We start from the raw sequence: 21,685 nt of genomic DNA, 5'->3' as shown, positions 1-21,685 counted from the left end.
ACGCTTTTTCAGAGGCTCCTTAACTTGCTTGTGGGGCAAACCTCTGGCTGATCTCATCCCAGTCGTTGACCATCTTGCAGAAAAGTTTTGCTGTCTGTTCCGCATCATATAGTGCGGAGTGGGCAGCCTCATGGTTCCATTCAATATCTGCTGCTTGAGCCATTCTTGCCAATACGGTTTGACCATAGAATACTCCGCCCAGAGTTGCTGTATCAAAACTGCTGAAGGAGTGGAATGGACTGTTCTTGATTTTGGTGCGTTCCACAGCAGCATTAAGAAAGGCAAGATCAAACCAGGCGTTGTGACCAACCAGAATGGCTCGACTACAACCACGCTCTTTGACGGCTCTTCTGACAGGCTCAAATATGGTTTTCAAGGCCTCCTTCTCTTCAACAGCCATCCTGAAGGGGTGCCACGGATCGCTTAGACCAATAAACTCCAGGGCTTTCGGATCGAGATTGGCATTTTTGAAGGGGAGTACATGTTGCTCGTGACTCTCATGGATATCCAGCTTGCCATCTTTGTTGAAGTCGAGAATAACTGCAGATATCTCCAGCAGCGCATCTTTCCTGGCATCAAAACCGCCGCACTCCACATCTACAACAACCGGCAGGAATCCCCGAAACCTCTTTGCAATGAGAGATTTTTCGCTCATCTCATATCTCCCAGGGTTCGAATGAATACCTTTGAGTTTCTCTTGTAGTTATAGAGTGATTGACGTTTTACAGGCAGCTCTGTCAGCTTTGCGGTGCTGTATCCCTGCTCCTGAAACCAGTGTGAGGCATGGGTTGAGAGGACAAAAAGACGCTCTATCTTGTTCGGCATCTGCTCCTTGATGTAACGATCAAGGTATTTTAGAAGAGCCTCACCACGCCCCTCATTCTGGTACTCCGGGTGAATCGCCAGGCCGGCTACTTCGGCAATATGTTGAGGAAGGTCCGGATAGAGAGCGACAACTCCGATAATGGTTCCGTCTCTCTCCATGACTGTGTAGTGGTCAATATCAATTTCCAGCAGTTCACGAGAGCGAGGAACCAGAATTCCATCTCTCTCCAGAGGAGAGATCAGTTCGATAATGCCTCCAATATCGTCAATAGTTGCCGGGCGTATGATGTCATAGTGATCGGAGGTGATCATGGTTCCAATTCCATCCCTGGTAAAGAGCTCTTGTAACAGGCCACCATCTTTTCTGCCATCTACAATATGAGCCCTGGAGAGACCGTCTCTACACGCATTAATTGCACCCATAACAGTTCGTCTTGTCTGCTCGGGAAGTTTTCTTCTGGAAGATACAATCCTCTCTGCCTCATCCGGAGTAAGTTGACGAATCAGCCTCTTTTTACCATCCAGCAGGCCTGGTGCTTCAATCAGCGAGATCATCTTGTCAGCACTTAGTTGGGTAGCTGCAGCAGTCGCAACATCCTCGCTACTCAGGTTAAATATCTCTCCAGTTGGAGATGTTCCGATTGGGGAGAGTAGAACAATAAATCCCTCATCCAGCAGGTTATCAATAGCTGGTTTATCAATGCGTCTTACCTCTCCAGTATGTTGGTAATCAACTCCTTCACGAATACCAAGCGGGCGAGCAGTTACAAAGTTACCGGATACAATACGTATTTTCGAGCCAGACATTGGTGAGTTTGGAAGACTGTTAGAGAGCTCTCCCTCCAACCTGATGCGGATGCTTCCAATAACCTCCTTTACAGCTTGCAGAGCGTTATCATTGGTTATTCTAAGATCGCCAACAATCTCACTCTCTATGCCGGCAGATGCAAGTTGTGCATCGATCTGGGGGCGTGCGCCGTGTACCAGAACCAGACGAACTCCAAGACTATTCAGTAGAGCAATATCGTGGATAAAATCATGAAAGCGCCTACCTTGCATCATGGCGCCACTAAAGGTAATTACAAAGGTCCTGCCACGATGTGCGTTAATATATGGGGCAGCTCCTCTAAATAGGGAGACAAACGGTAATCTATTTTCACTGGTCACGGCGAGATTATAGCAAATGGTCAATTATTCCACTCAGCTTCATACCCTGGAGCTCGGCCCAATGGAAAACTTTATATATCTGATCGAGGATTGTGCTACTGCTACGGCTGCCGTGGTTGATCCTGCCTGGGAGGTTGAAAAGATCATTGATTATGCTGCTGAGAGGAAGTTAAAGATCACTGCAATTATCCTGACCCATGGTCACAATGACCATATTAATGGGGTAGAGTCACTGCAGCAGAAGAGTGGTGCCAAGGTCTATATAAATACCATAGAGGCAAAATTTTTTGGGTTGGAAAACATGGATTGGAGCAGTTTTGATGCCCCCTTCAAGATTGATCTTGGCAGTACCGAGATTCTTGCTGTTGAGACTCCTGGCCATACGCCTGGGGGAGTCTGCTATTACACAGATGGCAACCTGATAACCGGGGATACCCTGTTTGTTTATGGATGTGGGCGTTGTGATCTGGATGGCAGTGATCCAGTTGCAATGTTTCATTCGCTCCATGGGTTGTTGGATCAGTTTGATCCAGAGACCAGGGTATTTCCAGGGCACAATTACTCTATAGACAAGAGCTCAACCCTGAAACAGGAGAGAGCGGGAAATCCGTTTATGCATTTTGATGATGAGGAGTCATTTACTAAGTACCGCATGGAGCTCCATGATCAGACTCGTAGTGCACCATACGGCCCGATGGAAAACTCATGAGACATGAACTCTTGCGATTACTTTCGCAAGGGTTCATGGTTATTTTATTATCATCTCAAGAATCTTGTCGCCACGATAGGCGCGCAGGATTACCATTTTTTTGGATAGTGCCCCAGCCTTTTGTGCGTCACGTAGTCGCCTAACTGGTTGGCGATTGATAGAGAAGATAACATCATCTGGGCGTAGTCCAAGTACCCAGCCGCTCTTCTTTGGGTCCACCGAGTCGACAGATATCCCGCCGGATAGGTAACGGTTTTTCTGTTCTGGAGATAGAGTAGAGAGAATAACTCCACTCATGTTTTTGTTTATCTCCTCTCCTGAAAGTTGCAGGTTTTCCGGTTTTGTAAGCGTTGCAAACAGATGACGGGGGTGTCCGCTGCGTAGTATGGATAGTTTGAGCTGTTTTCCTGTGGGGAATAGCCCCAGAATATTTTCCAACTGTGTTGGATCCTCAATGTCATGTCCATTGATTGCAATCAATACGTCACCCTTCTGAACACGGGCCCACTCTGCGGGGGAGTTGGTTTCAACATTGTCAACCAGTACGCCCTGGTCAATTCGAAGAGTTCGGGCCAGATTGGACGACAGCTGCTTGGTTGTGATTCCAAGATATCCACGTTCAACTGCTCCATGTTGAGCCAGGTGTGTAGTGATCTCACGTACCATATTTACAGGTATGGCAAAACCGATACCGACACTGCCTCCATTCGGTGCAAGAATTGCAGTATTGATTCCAACCAGTTCGCCCTTCAGGTTGATAAGTGCACCACCAGAGTTGCCGACATTAATTGAGGCATCAGTCTGGATAAACTCCTCGAATCTCTCAAGTCCAAGATTTGACCTTCCAAGTGCACTGACAATGCCGGATGTGGCGGTATTGCCAAGACCAAACGGATTGCCAATTGCTATCACAAAATCACCAACCCGGAGCTCTTTTGAGTTTCCCATGGAGATAGCTGTTAGACGGGGAGCATTAATTTGCAATAGTGCGATATCAGTTTCTTGATCAGAACCAATCAGGTTGGCAGAAAAGTTACGTCCATCATCAAGAGTTACATTTATCTCTTTGGATTCACTAATAAGGTGGTGGTTAGTGATGATGTATCCCTGTTGGTGATCAATAATTACTCCAGCACCCAGTCCGGAACTGTTTTTAAGTAGTGGGTCTCGGGGTGGTGAGGGACGAAAACTGAAGTCATCCATGGGGTTGCTGGAGCCAGCAGATGATTTTTCCTGTTCGTTGGTTGCGTTTCGATCTTTTGCGTCAATGACGGATATAGAGACAACACCGGGAATCACCTGTGCCAGCATTGGGGCAAGTGTTGGTATATCTCCACGGCTACTACCAAACCCAGGAGGAATAGTGGTATCTACAAGCGGCCTCGCCTCGGCATATTGAGACAGTGCCATGGTTGTAAGCAGTACTGTTTTGGATACTAGCCGCACCGTTTCTCTAAGGACTCTTCTCATGGCAGGCGATCTTATCATTAACGCTGTTGTGTACGGGGGTTGAATTCACTCTTGTCCCTAAGCTCATTATAGAGTTGTTCAATCTCCTGGTTTTCTGCTGGTGGCGTATGAATCTGTATAGTCAGGGTTTGATCGCCTGGCGGGGTTCCGGGAAGGCCTCTGCCCTTTAGGCGCATCTTCTGCCCGCTCTGGGTGCCCGCACCAATTTTCAGCTCTACGTCACCACCCAGTGTGGGTACGGTGATGCGTTCACCAAGTGCGGCCTCCCATGGAGTGATGACAAGATTCATAAGGATATCACTGCCACTGGCACGCAGTTGTTGGTCTTTCTGAAACTGCACCTGTAGCAACAGATCCCCACGAGGCCCTCCAGAGAGACTGGCCTGCCCCTGTTTGCCGAGCCTGATTTTCTGGCCCTCCTGAATCCCTTTTGGAATGCGAATCTCCAGTTTTCTTCGTGCAGTGCCAATCTCTCCGTTGGGGTTGATTTCCGGTATCTGAATGGTGCGACGAGAACCTTCATACGACTCTTCCAGGCGGATAGAGATGCGCATTGTCTGATCAGCTCCAGGATGGTTTCTGACGTGGCCGCCACCCATGCCTCCGCTCATTCCTCCGCCAAAAACTGAGCCAAAGAAATCACTGAATCCTCCCGGGCCTCCAAAATTGGCTTCTCTGCCGTGAAATGCACTCTCCCATCCTGGAGGGGGACGAAACTCCTCCCCGGCTTTCCAGTTTGCACCGAGCTGATCATAGGATTGGCGCTTCTCAGGATCTTTCAGTACCTCGTAGGCCTCTGCCACCTCCTTGAAACGCTGTTCAGCATCTCCCTCCTTGCTAACGTCAGGATGATACTTGCGTGCAAGCCGTCGATACTGTTTTTTGATCTCATCCTGAGATGCATCCCTTGATACCCCAAGCGTCTTGTAATAGTCGTGATATTCCATATTGTCCCTGGGTTGTCCTGGCTTTTCGGCTAGTCAGCCGTAGTGTCAGATGGAGGATGCCATCTGCTGAATAAAATTCAATCGATTTTGTCTGTTTAGGAAGCGCTGATTGGGTCACGAAGTGACTTAATCAGATCTCTCTCCACAAGTTATCCCATGGGGGCAGAGCTCTTCCTCCAAACCCCCACCACATTAATCTTTTTCAGAGGTTCCGCTATTTTCCATGGCGACAGTATACGGGATATGTTTGTGGATAACTCTGTTAACAAAATGTTTGTAGACACAATATGTAGTGTTTTGTAAAAAAAATGATATTTTCTATCTGTATGAAAAAAAAGGGGTTTTATTTAGAAGGATATGATTAAGTACTATATATAACAGTATGTTACGTAGGTAACACAATTTCTTGCAGCACCTTGACATGGTTTTGATTACTGGTAAGCTGATTTTTCTAAACACAACATATTGTGTTTTTGATGGTCAGAAAAATATCTCTAGTCTCTTGAGATAACAGAAATCCAACTGAGAGACAGAGTGGCACAGTTACACGACCTCGTTAACACCTAGTTCGCCAAAAGGGGGGAGAACTTTAAACATGATGAAAACAGCTCAATTACGGCCGGTACCAACCGACTCAACAGACAGTTTAGTGGCAAATTCTGCCAATTCTGTCCCGTTCCAGCCAGCATCTCTGGATATATGGGACGCCAAGTATCGTCTAAAAAGCAAGGACGGGGATATTGTTGATGAGTCTATCGAGGATACCTACAGACGTGTAGCACGTGCTCTGGCAGATGTAGAAGAGAGTACGGAGCTGAAGAACAGATGGTATGAAGAATTTGTCTGGGCGCTACAGCATGGAGCTATCCCTGCGGGACGAATCACCTCAAATGCAGGGGCGCAGGAGCATAAGCCAGCTACCTCTACCATTAACTGCACAGTCTCTGGGGTTGTGGAGGATTCCATGAATGGGATTCTGGAAAAAGTTCATGAGGCAGGGCTTACTCTGCGAGCTGGTTGTGGAATCGGATATGAGTTTTCAACCCTGCGACCCAAAGGGGCATTTGTTGCTGGCGCTGGGGCCTATACATCAGGCCCTCTCTCATTTATGGATATCTATGACAAGATGTGTTTCACCGTCTCTTCGGCAGGTGGGAGGCGTGGTGCACAGATGGCAACCTTTGATGTTGGTCATCCTGATGTAATGGATTTTGTCCGCGCCAAACGTGAGGATGGTTGTCTGCGGCAGTTTAATCTGTCGCTACTGGTCACCAGGGAGTTCATGGATGCTGTACGTAGTGATGGTGACTGGAAACTGGCCTTTCCTGTCAGTGAGAAAGTCATAGAGGGGGAGATGCTGGACAAAAATAATCCTGAGCAGATTGTGTGGCGAGATTGGTCGGATAGGAAGGGGTATGTAACCAACGAGGAGGGCAAAGTTGCCTGCAAGGTCTATCAGAAGCTCCGTGCACAGAGATTGTGGGATGTCATCATGTCCTCAACCTATGATTATGCCGAGCCAGGCTTTATCTTGATCGACAAGGTAAATGAGATGAACAATAATTGGTTCTGCGAGAATATTCGTGCAACCAACCCATGTGGTGAGCAACCTCTTCCTCCGTACGGCTCATGTCTGTTGGGGTCTATAAATCTAACCAAGTTTGTAGAGAACCCATTCACCGAGAATGCACATTTTGATTGGGATAGCTACCGTAAGGTTATCTCTACATTTACCCGCATGCTGGATAATGTGGTGGAGATTAATGGTCTCCCACTAGGAAAGCAGCGTGATGAGATTCTCACCAAACGTCGCCATGGCATGGGGTACCTTGGACTGGGCTCAACCATGACAATGCTGGGAATGGAGTACGGTAATGACGCCTCACTTGAATTTACCGAAAAGGTTACTCGTGAACTTGCAGTAACAGGTTGGAAAACCGGGGTAGAGCTCGCCAGGGAGAAAGGGGCTGCACCTGCACTGGATGAAGAATATGAGGTTACTTCATCCATGTTGCGAATGCGTCCAGAGATGGCAGAGGATGGCTGGAGTGTTGGGGATACAGTTCAGGGTAAAATTTTGCATGCAAAATATAGCCGCTACATGCAGCAGGTGGCAGCGGTAGAGCCGGAATTGGTTGCGGAAATGATAGAGGTCGGAAGTCGCTTTACCCACCATAGCTCAATTGCACCTACAGGAACCATCTCACTCTCGCTGGCCAACAATGCCAGTAATGGTATTGAACCAAGTTTTGCCCACCACTACTCAAGGAACATTATTCGTGAAGGCAAGAAGAGCAAAGAGAAGGTAGATGTTTACTCGTATGAGTTGTTGGCATATCGAGAGCTAGTCAATGAGAATGCAATGCCATATTCGGAAGAGCCAGAGAATAGCCTGCCTGACTATTTCATCTCTTCCGAGACCATCAATCCAAAGGCGCATGTAGACGTTCAGGCAGAGGCGCAACGCTGGATAGATTCCAGTATCTCCAAGACAGTTAATATCCCAACTGATTTTGATTACGAGGAGTTCAAGGATGTATATCTCTATGCCTACGAGAAGGGGTTAAAGGGGTGCACCACCTTCCGTTTCAATCCGGAGGCATTCCAGGGCGTTCTGGTTAAGGAGAAGGATCTGGAAAATACCACCTACCGTTTCGAAACAGAGGATGGCTCGACCGTTGAGGTTAAGGGGAATGAGGAGGTTGAGTATGACGGTGAAATGCATACTGCAGCAAATCTCTATGATGCACTAAAAGAGGGGTACTACGGCAAGTTCTGATAACTTTCCGAGGGATAATAAAATGACAGTAAAGATTGAAACTAAAATTGTAGGATACCAGGTGGTTGACGAAGACCTTTCAGTAGGGGGGTCTGCGGGTGAGGCGATAACAGAGACCGTTGAAGACAAGGGCAATGTGATCCAGATGCATGAAAAGCTGGAGCGTCCCGAGCAGCTGGTGGGTTCAACCTACAAGATTAAGACTCCGCTCTCAGAGCATGCACTTTACGTGACTGTGAACGATATGATTCTTAATGAAGGCACAGACCATGAGCAGCGCCGCCCATTTGAGATCTTCATCAACTCCAAGAACATGGATCACTTCCAGTGGATCGTGGCGCTGACCAGAATTATCTCTGCAGTATTTCGCAAGGGTGGTGATGTTACCTTCCTGGTGGAAGAGCTACGGTCAGTCTTCGATCCACGTGGTGGATATTTCAAGAAAGGCGGCAAGTATATGCCATCTTTGGTGGCTGAGATTGGTGACTGTATCGAGTGCCATCTAAAGTTTATCGGGATGATTGGTGGTGACTGCATGGAGGATCACCAGAAAGAGTTCCTGGCAAAGAAGCGGGCAGAGTTTGAAAATCAGGGAAAGAGTGAGCCGGTAGCTACAGCAGAGCCTGACTCCGCTTCAACCAGTTTTCCTGCTGGTGCTCAGCTCTGTGCTAAATGCAGCACCAAGGCAGTGATTAAGATGGATGGGTGCATGACCTGTCTAAATTGTGGTGAGAGCAAGTGTGGATAATTTGATTATGTAGTTTTCCTCCACTTACCCAGTCGCTCCGCATGGAGCTCAAGTTGCCAACGGGTGGCTTGATTGAAAATGGATTTTCAGACTGGGTATTTTTTAAGTTGAGGGGAATTTTACCAGCAGGCAAGGAAAGCAAAGGCGAAGGAAGTTAGATGAAACAGAGATTGATTCAAAGAGTGTGGATGATGATCCTGGGCGCAGTGATGGTGATACCGGCAGCTGAGGCAGGTGATTATTACAACCGTTATGGATACCGTTCTCCATACAAGGCACCGGTTCCAATGCGCCGTTATCAGCCAATCCGTAAGGCAACACCAGATCAAATGCTGCGGCAGGGAGTGGAGCAGACATTCTCTTACCTGCGTAGAACTGGGAGTACAGATCTCTCCAATGTATTAGACTTTGTCAACAAGGAGTTGGGCCCATACTTTGATTTTGAACACATGACCAGGCTGGCTACTGGCAAGATGTCCAAGGATCTGAGTGATGAGCAGGTCAAAAAACTCTCCAACAAACTTAAAGAGATGTTTATGACAGCTCTTGGGCAACAGATCGCGACCTATGCATATACAAATCATCGCGTGACCTTCTATCCGGCAAAACGTTCTCGTTTTGGTAAGGAGGTGAGTGTTGCGGCACGGATAACTCATCCACGAGGTTTTCCGGTAAAGATAACCTTTCGTTTTCATCCAACCAAAAAAGGATGGAAAATATATGACGTCTCGGCAAACAACAACAGCGCTGTGATGTACTACAGAAAACAGTTGGCGATGATTGCTCAGCGCTATGGAATTGATGCCCTATTAAAGACAACTGACGGATAAGGAAAAGTAACTTATGAATGGAACAGTAATATTTGTGATTTTTAGCGTGATTGCAGTGATGGGGGTGTTTGCATTGCACTGTCGCACCTACTCAAGAAACACCTGCAAGACTGTATTTGGTGGGGTATTCAGTAAAAAGTAGTTGGCTAGAATACCAGAAGATATAACAAAAAAACCGAAGCCGGACTCTATAACCGGCTTCGGTTTTTTGTGTTGACTCTTTCTGTGTGGAGATTACTCAGGCACCATACTGTTCACGGTACTTTTTTACTCTATCCAGAGATTCAGCCATATCCTCTCTATCCTGCAGGTATGTGACCAGGTCAGTCAGGGTTACAATACTGGCAACACTGACCCCGTATTGAGATTCAACCTCCTGAATGGCAGACATCTCTCCCTGCCCACGCTCCTGTCGATCCAGCGAGATTACAACGCCGGCGAATTTGGCCCCATTTGCCTGAATGATATCGACAGATTCACGTACCGAGGTGCCTGCAGATATTACGTCATCGATTACCAGGATGCGTCCCTCCAATGGTGCACCAACAATCATCCCACCCTCACCATGGTCCTTGGCCTCTTTGCGGTTAAAGGCAAACGGGATGTCACGACCATGATCCTCTGTTAGATATACAGCGGTTACTGCAGCCAGAGGGATCCCTTTGTAGGCAGGTCCATAGAGCAGATCAAATTCAATGCCGCTATCCACAATTGCTTGTGCATAATATTTTCCAAGACGTGCAAGGTGAGTTCCAGTATTGAAGAGACCGGCATTAAAGAAGTACGGGCTAACCCTTCCTGACTTGAGAGTAAACTCTCCAAAACGTAGAACATCTGCCGCAATGGCAAAATCGAGGAAATCCTTTTTATAACTTTGCATGGTACCCAGTGACCCCTTAAAAAATAGCGTATCTGATGGAGCCATTATATACTCAGCGCCACTCAGATACCTTTAGTAGATAAACTCTCTTGAATCTAACGCGACCCCCAGAAACTATTGGCCAAGCTCTCTCCATGTTCAGAGATAGACGGCTGCTCTGGATATTTTTGCTTGGATTTTCCAGTGGATTCCCATGGGTACTGATCGGTTCTGCAATGACTGCATGGTTGCAAGAGGCTGCCCTTACCCGTACAGCGATAGGCTTTTTCGGTTCAGTCTTTGTAGTCTATGCGCTCAATTTTCTCTGGGCCCCTCTGCTTGATCGTCTGCGGGTACCAATATTGGGGAGGAGATTGGGGCAACGCAGGTCATGGATTGTGGTGATGCAGTGGATTATTGCACTGGCTGCGGTTGCGATAGGGTTGACTGAGCCAGAGGTGAGCCTGGTATGGACCAGCCTGTTGGCACTATTGATTGCAGTGGCCTCGGCAACTCAGGATATAGCAGTAGATGCCTACCGAATAGAGATTATAGGTAGTGATGAGACCAGTCGAATACCGTATGCGGCAGCCATTACTACAAGCGGATGGTGGACTGGATTTAGTGTCCCTGGGGCAGTTGCGCTCTATCTGTCAGATATTCCAGGGATGGAGTGGTCAGAGGTGTACGTGGTTTTGGCAGTTATGATGGCGCTACTATCCTGGATGGTCTGGGGGATACGTGAACCAGAGAGCAGAAGAGATCAGGTACAACATGATTCAGAGATCCATTATGAGGAGGAGCTACAGGAGCACCATATCGGTTCTCGACAGAGTCGTCACTGGATGACATGGTGGGCAGTCACAGTGATGGAGCCATTTGCCGAATTCTTCCGCCGGAACGGCTGGAAGCTGGCATTTTCTCTGTTGGCTTTTATCTTTCTCTTTAAGCTGGGAGAGGCATTTCTGGGGAGGATGTCGATTGTCTTTTATAAAGAGATAGGGTTTAGCAATAGCGATATTGCCACCTACTCAAAACTGGTTGGGTGGTGGGTGACCATAATATTTTCTCTGGTTGCAGGGCTCTTTAATGCCCGTTTTGGAATTGTCCGTGGGTTGATGATTGGCGGCATTGCAATGGCATCTACCAATCTTCTCTTTTCGTGGCTGGCACTCTCTGGTCCGGACACCACAATTTTTGCCATAGCGGTAGTTCTTGATAACTTCACCTCCGCCTTCGCAACGGTAACCTTTGTTACTTTTATCTCATATCTTACCAGCAGGGCATATACCGCAACCCAGTATGCACTGATGGCCTCACTGGGGAATCTTGGCAGAACAACTGTTGCCTCTTTCAGTGGAGTGGTGGTAGATGGACTGGATGGCGACTGGGTCACATTTTTTATCCTGACCTCATTAATGGTAGTGCCGGCACTATTATTACTGTGGAGAATCGGTCATCATCTCAGATCAAACGTGACAGGCAATACATAAGGAAATAGATATAGATGGAAGAGCAATTAGTGTATGAGGCAGAGAGAGAGATTAAGTCTCTCTGGAATAGTGAGGATGCCTCAGAGTGCAAAAGTGATCTGGATCTTCGGGTATATAGTTCAAGACTGTTGGGGCGTGACTCCACGCTAGTGTTGCATGGAGGAGGAAATACATCGGTCAAGGTGACGGAGATTAACCTGGTTGGTGAGGATGAGGAGATTCTCTATGTGAAGGGCAGTGGTTGGGATCTGGCCACCATTGAGGCCAAGGGGTTTGCCCCAGTTAGATTGGAGCCGATGAAGAAGCTGGCAAAACTGGGCTCTCTAAGTGATCCAGAGATGGTAAATGAGCTCAAGACCCAGATGACTCTTGCTGGAGCACCATCACCATCGGTTGAGACTATTCTTCATGCAGTTCTGCCGTTTCGTTTTGTTGACCACACCCATGCAGATGCGGTTGTAACCCTGACCAATAGTGTTGGTGGGGAAGAGAGGGTGCGGCAGCTATATGGTGAGCGGGTAATTGTTGTCCCCTATGTGATGCCAGGTTTTGATCTGGCACGCCAGGTTGGGGAGGCATTTGTCCAAGAGGCAACAGAGAAGACGGTAGGAATGGTTCTGTTGAACCATGGAGTATTTACTTTTAGCGACTCTGCAGAGGAGTCATATGAGCGGATGATAGAGCTGGTTTCGATGGCTGAGAAAAATCTGCAGCAGGACGATGCATGGGTAGTTGAGAAGAAGAGCTCAACAGAGGTCGAGGCTGATGTAAGAGTTGATGTGGCAGATCTTAGAGCAGATATATCATCTGCGGCTGGTCACCCAATGGTGGTGCAGATGACGGAAAGTGCCAGAGGGTTTGATTTCTGCCACCGTTCCGATGTTGAAGATATCTCCACCAGAGGGCCAGTTACTCCAGACCATGTATTGCGTACCAAGATGGTTCCAATGGTCGGGAGATCTGTTGGTGGATATGTCAGTCAGTACCGTGAATACTTTAATAGTCATGCACCAAATGCCAGTGAGGATAAGACTATGCTGGATCCTGCGCCACGGGTAGTGCTGGATAAGCAGTTGGGACTGTGTGTGGTTGGCAAGAGTATGCAGGAGGCAAATATTGTCTCTGATCTATACGAACATACTATGGTATGCATCCAGCGCGCAGAGAAACTTGGTGGATGGCGTGCTCTTCCTGCAGCTGATATTTTTGATCTGGAGTACTGGGATCTTGAGCAGGCAAAACTGAGAAAAGGCGGGGCAGCACCGATGTTCCAGGGAGAGGTTGTCATGGTGACCGGTGCAGCATCAGGTATTGGCAAGGCGTGTATAGAGTCATTTCTTGCACGTGGGGCAGCGGTTATTGGTCTGGATATCAATCGGGAGATTGTAGGGCAAAATTCATCACCGGCATTTCTTGGCATCTGCTGTGACCTTGCAGATGAAGATGCGCAAAATAGGGCGCTGGAACAGGGGGTAAGATATTTCGGCGGCATCGATATGGTGGTACTGAATGCCGGTATGTTTCCTGGGGGAACCCGCATTGCAGAGCTCGACAGTGATAGCTGGCAACAGGTTATGCGAATTAATCTGGATAGTAATCTGGCACTGTTGAGATCTTGTTATCCACTGCTGAAAAGGGCCCCAAATGGTGGACGCGTGGTGGTTATGGGGTCGAAAAATGTCCCTGCCCCTGGGGCCGGGGCTGCCTCCTACTCAGCATCAAAGGCGGCACTTGTTCAGTTGATGAGGATTGCTGCACTGGAGTGGGGAGTAGATGGAATACGTATAAATGCACTTCATCCTGATGCAGTATTTGATACTGGAATCTGGACAGATGATGTATTGCAGAGTCGTGCGAACCATTACGGAATGACTATTGAGCAATACAAGACACGCAATGTATTGGGTGTTGAGGTAACTAGCCATGATGTTGCCGAGTTGACGGCGGAGATGTGTGGCCCACTCTTTGCAAAAACTACTGCAGCACAGCTTCCTGTCGATGGGGGTAACGAGAGAGTGATTTAGAGAGTTATTCAGTAATCTTGCCACATAAAAAAGGCTATCCATCCGGGTAGCCTTTTTGCTGGTCATGAATCCTTGCGATTACGTTCGCAAGGATTTATACATGTGTCAGTTATCCGGTATAGAAGGTCTGAGAGAACTCTATGGTTTTTACAGTGCCCCCATTCTCGTGACCCACATTACTCACCCCGGTTCTGAACTGGCTTGGATCGACATGAATCTTGAATTTCAGGGTCTCATTGTTGTCGATCCGGAACTGATCAAGATAGTAGACAGTATCTTTTTCACTTACAGGAAAGAAATGAAGAGTGCTTAGTTGGTTGTTGAGGTTGGTAGTAGAGCCCCAGACCCGTGCAGATACCGGAATGGCTGAGCTATCTTCCTGTTTTTTCATGACGGTTATGTTTATTACTGCCCTATGGCTACTGCGCACAATCCCATGGCGATGTGCAACCTCCGCTGGTATGGAGTCTGAACGGAAGGCGTTGTAGTGGACAGTATAGTCACCGAAGGAGACGGACTGCTCCGCATTTGCCTGAAGTGAAGCCAGTAGTCCGAATATAAGGGCTAACAGGGTAAATCTTAATCTCATTTTATCTTCTCCTTGCGCGTCTGTTTACAGCTGTTCTTATTATTTGACCCTGCTAATAGTGTATCAATTATTGAGGAATATCAAGAGAGATTACGCATGATTTTCTGCTTTCTGTTATGAGTGGTATGGCAATCTTTCAAATCGATAGATGGCAGTCTCACCCAGCAGGTTTGGAGAGATCCTGGAGAGCATCCGCTCACGATGCCTGTTGTCTATGACTGAGCGCTGCAGGATTCGAATTCCCTTTTTCTCACAAAGCTTTTCAAAATCAGACACAGTACAGAGATGTATATTGGGGGTGTTGTACCAGCGGTTGGGAAGCGCCTTGGTTACTGGCATCTTGCCATGAAACATCAGTTGCAGGCGGTTTTTCCAGTAGCCAAAATTTGGAAATGTGATGATTCCCTGTTTGCCAACCCGTAACATCTCATCAAGTAGCTGATCAGGAAAGTTCATGGCCTGCAGGGTCAGACTCATTATCACGTAGTCAAATGAGTCATCATCAAAATAGTCTGACAGCCCGTGATCCAGATCTGACTGGATGACATTTACCCCATTCTCGAGACTGTTTAGTATCTTGCTGTCATCCAGTTCCATGCCATAACCCTCAACATCGAGATGATCCATCAGATACCTTAAGAGGAGACCATCTCCACAGCCGAGATCAAGAATCCTGCTCTTGGGATGAATCCATCTGCATATCATCTCCTGGTCAGGACGTAGAGCGGTCATGGTAAGTCACCACTATCAATTCGTTTCATATAGGTGTGGAAGATATCAATATAGTGAGGGATTGGCATAAGAAAAGCGTCATGTCCCTGGTGCGCAGTAATCTCCACATAACTGACGTTCAGGTCATTATCCAGGAGTGCGCGCACCAACTCCTGTGACCGTTTTGGTGAGAACCTCCAGTCACTGGTAAACGATATAACGCAGAATTTTGCAGTGACTTTGTTGAGTGCTTCGGGCAGGTCATTGCCATGCGTATGTGCAGGGTCAAAATAGTCCAGTGCCTTGGTCATTAGTAGATAGGTGTTGGCGTCAAACTTCCCAACAAAAGAGTCAGCCTGATAACGCAGATAGCTCTCTACCTGGAACTCAACACCATAATCGTAGTTGAGTTGCTCCTCACGTAACTCACGCCCAAATTTTGCCCCCATTGATTCATCAGATAGATAGGTGATATGTCCCAGCATTCTGGCCAGTCTCAACCCTCTCTCTGGAATGGTTTCATGTTCAAGGTAGCGCCCCCCATGAAAGTCAGGATCTGTACGAATTGCCTGGCGCGCAACTTCATTAAAGGCAATATTCTGAGCCGTCAGTTTGGAAGATGCAGCTATGACAACAGCATGTTTAATCCTATCTGGAAAGGTAATGCTCCACTGCAGTACCTGCATGCCTCCAAGGCTGGCACCGATGACGGCGGCCCATATGTGAATATCAAGTTCATCGGCCAGGCGTGCCTGGCTATGCACCCAATCCTCGACAGTGATGATTGGAAAATCTGGTCCGTAAGGGAGCCCAGTCTCCGGGTTGATGGTAGTTGGCCCTGTTGATCCGTCACACCCCCCAAGGTTATTTGGGCAGATTACAAAGAATCTGTTGGTGTCAATTGGTTTGCCAGGACCAATAGCCACATCCCACCACCCCGGCTTGCGATCATCCATGCTGTGATATCCGGCAGCATGGTGGCTCCCAGAGAGCGCATGACAGATGAGGATCGCATTGCTTTTATCGGTATTTAGTTTGCCATAAGTCTCGTAGATCAGGTCATAGGATGGCAGCGTGTGTCCGCTTGTCAGCTTCAGCGGCTGGCTGAAGTTGATTTTTTGTGGGGTAACAAGACCAACAGAGTCTTCTGGAATATGCTCAGGCATGGCAAGAGTTTAATGACACTTTGTGGTTGGCGCAATCACTGCTGGAATATCTGGGTATTGATTACCTTATAAAGATTGCAGCAAGATCCCTTAGGGGTGCAACCAGCATGAACTCGACAAGTTTGATTGCAAACAGCGCCAGAATTGGGGAGAGATCAATCCCGCTTCCTGTTGCCGGCAGGGCTCTCTGCAGAGGTTGCATAATTGGGGCAGTCAACTGGTGCAGAAGAGATATGGCTGGATGGCGTGTCTGTGGTTGGATCCAGCTCATGATTACCAAAACAATAATAGACCAGGTAAATACAGTGGCAGTTAACGAGAGAATCTCTGCCATTGCTACCATAAGCAGTCCTAGTGGATTAATGTCTATGCCATAAAGTGTTGCAATGGATAGCATCTGCATGGCGAGCAACAGAGTAAGGGAGGCGCCATCAATTCGTCTGGTGGCCGGTATGAGTCTGCGTAGTGGCCGCAGTAGAGGATCACTTATTCGCGAGACTGTTTGTGAGATCTGATTATAGAAATCAACACGCATTAACTGGAATAGAAAACGCAATAGAGCAACCAGGGTAATAAGCGAAAATATTGTCTGTAGCAGAAATAGTCCGGCGCTGGAGGTATGCGACATCATAGTTCCTATTTTTCTCCCAGGATATCAGCCAGCTCGATGGAGCGATCTCGTGCAGAAGTTAGAGCTCTTGATACCAGTTCATCAAAGCCACCATCATGAAAAGTGTTGATTGCCTGTTCGGTAGTGCCGCCAGGGGAGGTTACCTTGTTGCGCAGTTCGCTACTGCTTTCAGGGCTCTCCAGAGCCATCTTGGCGGCACCAAATGCGGTCTGAAGTGTCAGCATGCGAGCAGTCTCATCTGGTATCCCCATTTCAACCCCGGCAGCTTCCATCGCCTCCATTAATAGAAAGAAGTAGGCTGGGCCACTTCCAGATAGTGCAGTTACGGCATCAAGTTGGCTCTCTTCACTCAGCCAGGCAGTAATTCCGACAGATCGCATAATGGATTCGGCCAGCTCTTTCTGCTCAGCAGAGACCATAGAGTTGGCATAGAGGCCTGTAGCTCCGCTCTGTAGCAGTGCTGGAGTGTTGGGCATGGTGCGGACTATTGCACAGCCGCCTCCAAGCCATCTTTGCAGGTCGCCCTCTCTGATGCCGGCAGCTATCGAGATAATCAGAGGCGTCCCATTTATGCTGTCACTAATCTCTGCTACAACAGCGCTCATGATCTGAGGCTTAACTGCTAGCACAATAGCATCAACCCCATCTATTGCAGATTTGTTGTCATCAAGAAATGGCACTATTCCAAACTCTCTCTCCATGGTATCCAGAGACTCCTGTTTTGGATCAGATACGTGGATATTGGATCCTGGGCAGTTTCCGGCAACCAGGCCACCAATCAGGCTGAATGCCATATTCCCGCCACCAATAAATGCAATTGTTCTGTTTTTCATAATGGTTGATTCTATCGTTCGCACAAGATCTTGGCCATAGTTTAGTATGCAACATTGTACAGACCAGATTATTTCGCACTAAAATGGTCAGGAAATACTTCATCTTTGTTGATAAGGTGGTACAATCAGCCGATCCTAATGAATTGAAAAGAGGTTTTAGAGTAATGGCAGTAGCAGTAAGTGATGAGTTCAAGATTTCCAGTGATGCTGAGCAGCAGTTAGCAGCTCTTCTGAAGAGTGAAGATAATGATGAGATCAAGGGTGTTCGTATATATGTTGCCGGTAGTGGCTGCAGTGGCACCCAGTGGGGGATGACATTTGCCGACTCAGTAGGGGATGAAGATGCGGTGCTTGAATCTGATGCGCTGAATATCTATGTTGACCCACAGTGCCTGGCAACTCTGGATGGTGTAGAGATTGACTATGTTAATGGCCCACAGGGCCCAAGTTTTGTCTTCAATAACACCAAGGCTCCTGCTGATAGTGGATGCGGAACATGCGGCTCTGCAGGTGGTGGTTGTTCTTAATAATTCATGGCTGGTTTCACAACAACCAAGACAACAATACCAATCAGTAGCAGTGTTGGTATCTCGTTAAATATCCGGTAATAGGTGTGACTTTTCTGATTGTTGCCACTTTTGAACATATTGAGGTATCTCCAACACTGGTAGTGGTAGATTACCAGTAGCAGTACCAATCCAAGCTTGGAGTGGAGCCACCCCGGCATAGTCCACTGCCAAAGCTCTACCATCCAGAATCCAGCCAATAGAGTGAGCACCATGGCCGGGGTCATAATGTAGTAGAAGAGCTTGTGCTCCATGATCTTAAGATTCTGATCCACGGCATCTTCATCTGTCATTGCATGGTAGACAAAGAGACGGGGCAGATAGAAGAGTCCGGCAAACCAGGAGATAAGAGCAAGCAGGTGGATAACCTTGGCAGTAGCAAAACTATCTCTAAAGAGTAGATAGAATATGCCGACAACAACTGCCAGTATTATTGGTTGAACTATTCTCAAAAAGGCTCTATTCATTGATCCATGCTCATCTGTTCATGAGTATCTTAACTGCGCAGAGAGATAATTGGCCACTCTCTCTCTTTTGCCGTATCCATCAATATATTGTCCGGATCAACCGCTACAGGATTATCGACAATTTTCAGTAGAGGAAGATCGTTGTGAGAGTCGCTGTAAAAACAGCTTCCATCCATGGTGACATCCTGCTGTTTAAGCCAGCTGTTTAATCTGTCAATTTTCCCATCCTGATATGACGGAATACCATAAACAGCACCAGTGTACTCTCCATCTATCAACTCTGGATCAGTGGCAATGAGATCTGTAATCCCCAGTATTGAGGCGATTGGTTCTGTAATGAAGCTGTTGGTTGCTGTGATGATCAATAATCTGTCCCCTTTGCGGCGATGAGTATCGATTAACTCGGCAGCCTTGGGTAGAAGAATTGGGTGTATCTCCTCTTCGATGAAATCCTTACGCCACTGTTGCAGTTCTGTGAGCGAGTGGGCAGCAAGGGGTTTGAGCTGAAACTCAAGCCAGTCGTGTATATCAAGACTGCCATGCTGGTACTCTCTATAGAAGCGATCATTCTCTTTTTGATAGAACTCGCCATCTACATAATTGTGACGAATCAGAAATTCCCCCCAAAGGTGGTCGCTGTCCCCACCAATCAGGGTGTTGTCGAGATCAAAAATAGCCAGTGCCATCAGCGCATTGTACAGGAAGCGCCTCCGTTACACTTCTGTGATAGACTCCAATGCAATAGTAAAAACGTTTGATAACAAAAATAATTTGCGTGGTTTGTACAAGTGATTGATGAAAGTGGATATCGTCCCAATGTAGGGATTATTGTCATCAATAGAGAGGGTAAGCTTTTCTGGGGGCGCCGCATTGGCCAGGATGGGTGGCAGTTTCCACAGGGCGGTATTGATGAGAATGAGACACCAGAAGATGCTCTCTACCGAGAGTTGCACGAGGAGATCGGGTTGTTGCCGGAGCATGTTGAGCTGCTGGGACAGACTCGTGGCTGGCTCAAATACAGGCTACCAAAACGCTGTATTCGTGGAGGGCAAAGTCCACTCTGTATAGGACAGAAGCAGAAATGGTTCCTGTTACGCCTGGTTTCACACGACTCGGAGGTGAAGCTGAATAGTGTGAGTCATCCTGAATTTGATGCCTGGCGCTGGGTAGATTACTGGGATCCAATTGGCGATGTTGTCTACTTCAAGCGTAGTGTCTACCGTAATGCACTTTGCGAGCTATCTCACTTGGGTCTACCTAAAGGCGGACGAAGGTTGCCAGACAAGTATCGACTCTCTTGTAGATCAAAAAACAGCAAATCTTAGCCCGCCGAAGATTTAGGGAACCTCTGAAAAAGCTTAATGGGATGGGGGTTTGGGGGAAGGGCTCTATAGGTGTTGTTGTAACATACTGAACCATAACCCTTCCCCCATAGAATAACTTGTAAGGGAGATCTGATTGGGTCACGAAGTGACTTAATCAGAGCCTCCTTAGCTATTACTTAGTGTTGCGGAAGGATGCTCCACAGAACTTTATCATTGGCACGAAGAGGGATCAGGGTGTCATCTCCAAATGGCAGTTCGGAAGGCACAATCCACTCTTTTCTCTCCAGAGTGATTTTCTCCCTGTTTCTGGGCAGATTATAAAAATCTGCACCATGGAAACTGGCAAATCCCTCTAATTTATCCAGAGCTCCAGCCTGATCAAAGGCCTCTGCATAAAGCTCAACCGCTGCGTGAGCCGTATACATGCCGGCACAGCCGCAACTGCTCTCTTTAGCACTGCGGGAGTGGGGGGCACTATCGGTTCCTGAAAAAAACTTTCTATTGCCGCTGGTCGCAGCTTCAACAAGCGCAACCCGGTGTTGCTCTCGTTTAAGAACGGGAAGACAGTAGTGATGAGGGTTGATTCCGCCACTGAATATGGCGTTTCTATTCATTAATAGATGATGTGCGGTAATGGTTGCCGCAATATTTTCCGATGACTCCTGTACAAACTGGACACCACTGATAGTGGTAATATGCTCAAGCACTATACGTAGCGATGGTAGTCTCTCGGCAAGGGGGGCAAGAGTTTGTTCAATAAAGATAGCCTCACGATCAAATATATCAATCTCTGGATTGGTGACCTCACCATGCACGAGCAGAGGCAGATTAACCTCAGCCATCATCTCAAGGACACCCATGATGTTTGAGATATCGGTTACTCCAGAGTCGGAATTTGTTGTTGCTCCGGCAGGGTATAGTTTGGCTGCTGTAATCTGTCCACTATCGACCGCCGACCTGATCTCTCCAGGATCCGTGTTGTCAGTAAGGTAGAGGGTCATCAGTGGTTCAAATGCCATATGATCTGGTATCTGCGCAAGAATTCTATCTCTATACTGGAGTGCTGCAGTTACAGTTGTTACTGGTGGAGAGAGATTTGGCATTATGATGGCGCGACCAAAGCGTTCTGCACTGTCTCGTACCACCGAGCTCATTGCGTCACCATCTCTGAGATGGAGGTGCCAGTCATCTGGGCGTACAATTGTGATGGAGTTGGTCATTATCAAATCATGTCACAATTTACCGGCTTTTTCCTCTAAAAATAATACCCAAATCCCCAGATAGAAACGTAGGATAATGTGCAACAGATTGATCCATAGAGCAAATTTGATTCCGCGCGGTGTACTTATTGATACACCCAAGGAAGCAAATATTGCTATATGGGTCAAGATGTTGTGCAGTATTCATGTTTCTATCTGTGGATTTGGGTAATAGGTTTCCTTGACCTATTCAGCCAAAAAAACGATCATACTATCCATTAATATTGACTTATTCAGGGTGATGCCTTAATCGTCAATTGCCAACTATTTATATCCAAGAGGCTATC

At 47.4% G+C, this 21,685-nt stretch carries 21 protein-coding genes; 8 read left to right on the top strand and 13 right to left on the bottom strand.

What is annotated here, in order from left to right; all coding sequences use genetic code 11:
* Positions 1 to 19 precede the first annotated feature (19 nt).
* Both rnt and argA read right to left on the bottom strand, forming a co-directional pair.
* Entirely contained in the window at positions 20 to 655 is a 636-nt protein-coding gene (gene rnt / locus H8D24_03045) for a ribonuclease T (protein ID MBC8519369.1), read from the bottom strand.
* Positions 652 to 1,992 (bottom strand): amino-acid N-acetyltransferase, encoded by a 1,341-nt coding sequence (gene argA / locus H8D24_03040; GenBank protein MBC8519368.1) that lies wholly within the window; start codon positions 1,990 to 1,992, stop codon positions 652 to 654. The genes rnt and argA overlap by 4 nt, the downstream gene beginning before the upstream one ends.
* Positions 1,993 to 2,008: 16 nt before the next feature.
* On the opposite strand from argA, the gene H8D24_03035 reads away from it, so the two are divergent.
* A complete protein-coding gene (locus H8D24_03035; protein ID MBC8519367.1) occupies positions 2,009 to 2,701 on the top strand; it encodes an MBL fold metallo-hydrolase in 693 nt (230 codons plus the stop codon).
* Between the two features lie 39 nt (positions 2,702 to 2,740).
* Here the strand turns inward: H8D24_03035 and H8D24_03030 are convergent, their stop codons facing one another.
* Together H8D24_03030 and H8D24_03025 are read right to left on the bottom strand one after the other, a co-directional pair.
* On the bottom strand, positions 2,741 to 4,147 hold the full coding sequence (locus H8D24_03030) for a Do family serine endopeptidase (protein ID MBC8519366.1): 1,407 nt from the start codon (positions 4,145 to 4,147) through the stop codon (positions 2,741 to 2,743).
* 41 nt (positions 4,148 to 4,188) lie between these two features.
* Positions 4,189 to 5,118: a DnaJ domain-containing protein gene (locus H8D24_03025; protein ID MBC8519365.1), complete on the bottom strand. Its 930-nt coding sequence runs from the start codon at positions 5,116 to 5,118 to the stop codon at positions 4,189 to 4,191.
* 598 nt (positions 5,119 to 5,716) lie between these two features.
* Here H8D24_03025 and H8D24_03020 point away from each other — a divergent pair.
* The 3 genes from H8D24_03020 (at position 5,717) to H8D24_03010 (ending at position 9,475) form a co-directional block, all read left to right on the top strand.
* Entirely contained in the window at positions 5,717 to 7,897 is a 2,181-nt protein-coding gene (locus H8D24_03020) for an adenosylcobalamin-dependent ribonucleoside-diphosphate reductase (GenBank protein ID MBC8519364.1), read from the top strand.
* Positions 7,898 to 7,919: 22 nt separating this feature from the next.
* The gene (locus H8D24_03015) at positions 7,920 to 8,645 is read left to right on the top strand and encodes an NrdJb (protein MBC8519363.1); all 726 of its coding nucleotides are present in this window, start codon (positions 7,920 to 7,922) and stop codon (positions 8,643 to 8,645) included.
* A gap of 158 nt (positions 8,646 to 8,803) precedes the next feature.
* The gene (locus tag H8D24_03010) at positions 8,804 to 9,475 is read left to right on the top strand and encodes an ABC transporter substrate-binding protein (protein MBC8519362.1); all 672 of its coding nucleotides are present in this window, start codon (positions 8,804 to 8,806) and stop codon (positions 9,473 to 9,475) included.
* Positions 9,476 to 9,713: 238 nt separating this feature from the next.
* On the opposite strand, the gene pyrE is transcribed toward H8D24_03010, so the two are convergent.
* A complete protein-coding gene (gene pyrE, locus H8D24_03005; protein ID MBC8519361.1) occupies positions 9,714 to 10,355 on the bottom strand; it encodes an orotate phosphoribosyltransferase in 642 nt (213 codons plus the stop codon).
* Between the two features lie 134 nt (positions 10,356 to 10,489).
* On the opposite strand from pyrE, the gene H8D24_03000 reads away from it, so the two are divergent.
* Positions 10,490 to 11,827 carry an MFS transporter gene (locus H8D24_03000; protein ID MBC8519360.1) on the top strand — a complete coding sequence of 446 codons (1,338 nt, stop codon included), beginning with the start codon at positions 10,490 to 10,492 and terminating at the stop codon, positions 11,825 to 11,827.
* 50 nt (positions 11,828 to 11,877) lie between these two features.
* Positions 11,878 to 13,851: a bifunctional aldolase/short-chain dehydrogenase gene (locus H8D24_02995; protein ID MBC8519359.1), complete on the top strand. Its 1,974-nt coding sequence runs from the start codon at positions 11,878 to 11,880 to the stop codon at positions 13,849 to 13,851.
* A gap of 109 nt (positions 13,852 to 13,960) precedes the next feature.
* Here H8D24_02995 and H8D24_02990 read toward each other — a convergent pair whose 3' ends face one another.
* The 5 genes from H8D24_02990 to H8D24_02970 form a co-directional block, all read right to left on the bottom strand.
* The gene (locus H8D24_02990; GenBank protein MBC8519358.1) at positions 13,961 to 14,440 is read right to left on the bottom strand and encodes a DUF4426 domain-containing protein; all 480 of its coding nucleotides are present in this window, start codon (positions 14,438 to 14,440) and stop codon (positions 13,961 to 13,963) included.
* 114 nt (positions 14,441 to 14,554) lie between these two features.
* Positions 14,555 to 15,172, bottom strand: coding sequence for a methionine biosynthesis protein MetW (gene metW, locus H8D24_02985; protein ID MBC8519357.1), 618 nt, complete (start codon positions 15,170 to 15,172; stop codon positions 14,555 to 14,557).
* Complete coding sequence (locus H8D24_02980) at positions 15,169 to 16,317, bottom strand: homoserine O-acetyltransferase (GenBank protein MBC8519356.1); 1,149 nt, start codon at positions 16,315 to 16,317, stop codon at positions 15,169 to 15,171. The genes metW and H8D24_02980 overlap by 4 nt, the downstream gene beginning before the upstream one ends.
* Before the next feature lie 61 nt (positions 16,318 to 16,378).
* Positions 16,379 to 16,948, bottom strand: a complete 570-nt coding sequence (locus H8D24_02975) for a YggT family protein (GenBank protein MBC8519355.1) — start codon at positions 16,946 to 16,948, stop codon at positions 16,379 to 16,381.
* Positions 16,949 to 16,953: 5 nt separating this feature from the next.
* On the bottom strand, positions 16,954 to 17,781 hold the full coding sequence (locus tag H8D24_02970) for a pyrroline-5-carboxylate reductase (protein ID MBC8519354.1): 828 nt from the start codon (positions 17,779 to 17,781) through the stop codon (positions 16,954 to 16,956).
* 164 nt (positions 17,782 to 17,945) lie between these two features.
* Here H8D24_02970 and H8D24_02965 point away from each other — a divergent pair, with 164 nt between their 5' ends.
* Positions 17,946 to 18,308 (top strand): iron-sulfur cluster assembly accessory protein, encoded by a 363-nt coding sequence (locus tag H8D24_02965; GenBank protein MBC8519353.1) that lies wholly within the window; start codon positions 17,946 to 17,948, stop codon positions 18,306 to 18,308.
* Here the strand turns inward: H8D24_02965 and hemJ are convergent.
* Positions 18,305 to 18,814, bottom strand: coding sequence for a protoporphyrinogen oxidase HemJ (gene hemJ / locus H8D24_02960; protein MBC8519352.1), 510 nt, complete (start codon positions 18,812 to 18,814; stop codon positions 18,305 to 18,307). The two genes, H8D24_02965 and hemJ, sit on opposite strands and share 4 nt — an antisense overlap.
* A gap of 29 nt (positions 18,815 to 18,843) precedes the next feature.
* Positions 18,844 to 19,500: an HAD family hydrolase gene (locus tag H8D24_02955; protein ID MBC8519351.1), complete on the bottom strand. Its 657-nt coding sequence runs from the start codon at positions 19,498 to 19,500 to the stop codon at positions 18,844 to 18,846.
* A 102-nt stretch (positions 19,501 to 19,602) separates the two neighbouring features.
* On the opposite strand from H8D24_02955, the gene H8D24_02950 reads away from it, so the two are divergent.
* Complete coding sequence (locus H8D24_02950; GenBank protein MBC8519350.1) at positions 19,603 to 20,139, top strand: RNA pyrophosphohydrolase; 537 nt, start codon at positions 19,603 to 19,605, stop codon at positions 20,137 to 20,139.
* Positions 20,140 to 20,315: 176 nt separating this feature from the next.
* Here H8D24_02950 and pyrC read toward each other — a convergent pair whose 3' ends face one another.
* Positions 20,316 to 21,359, bottom strand: coding sequence for a dihydroorotase (gene pyrC, locus H8D24_02945; protein MBC8519349.1), 1,044 nt, complete (start codon positions 21,357 to 21,359; stop codon positions 20,316 to 20,318).
* Between the last annotated feature and the right edge of the window lie 326 nt (positions 21,360 to 21,685).

The sequence above is a fragment of the Candidatus Thiopontia autotrophica genome (assembly GCA_014384675.1).
GTDB lineage: Bacteria > Pseudomonadota > Gammaproteobacteria.
Note: the sequence above shows the minus strand (reverse complement) of the source record. Positions and strands in the feature narration are given on the sequence as shown.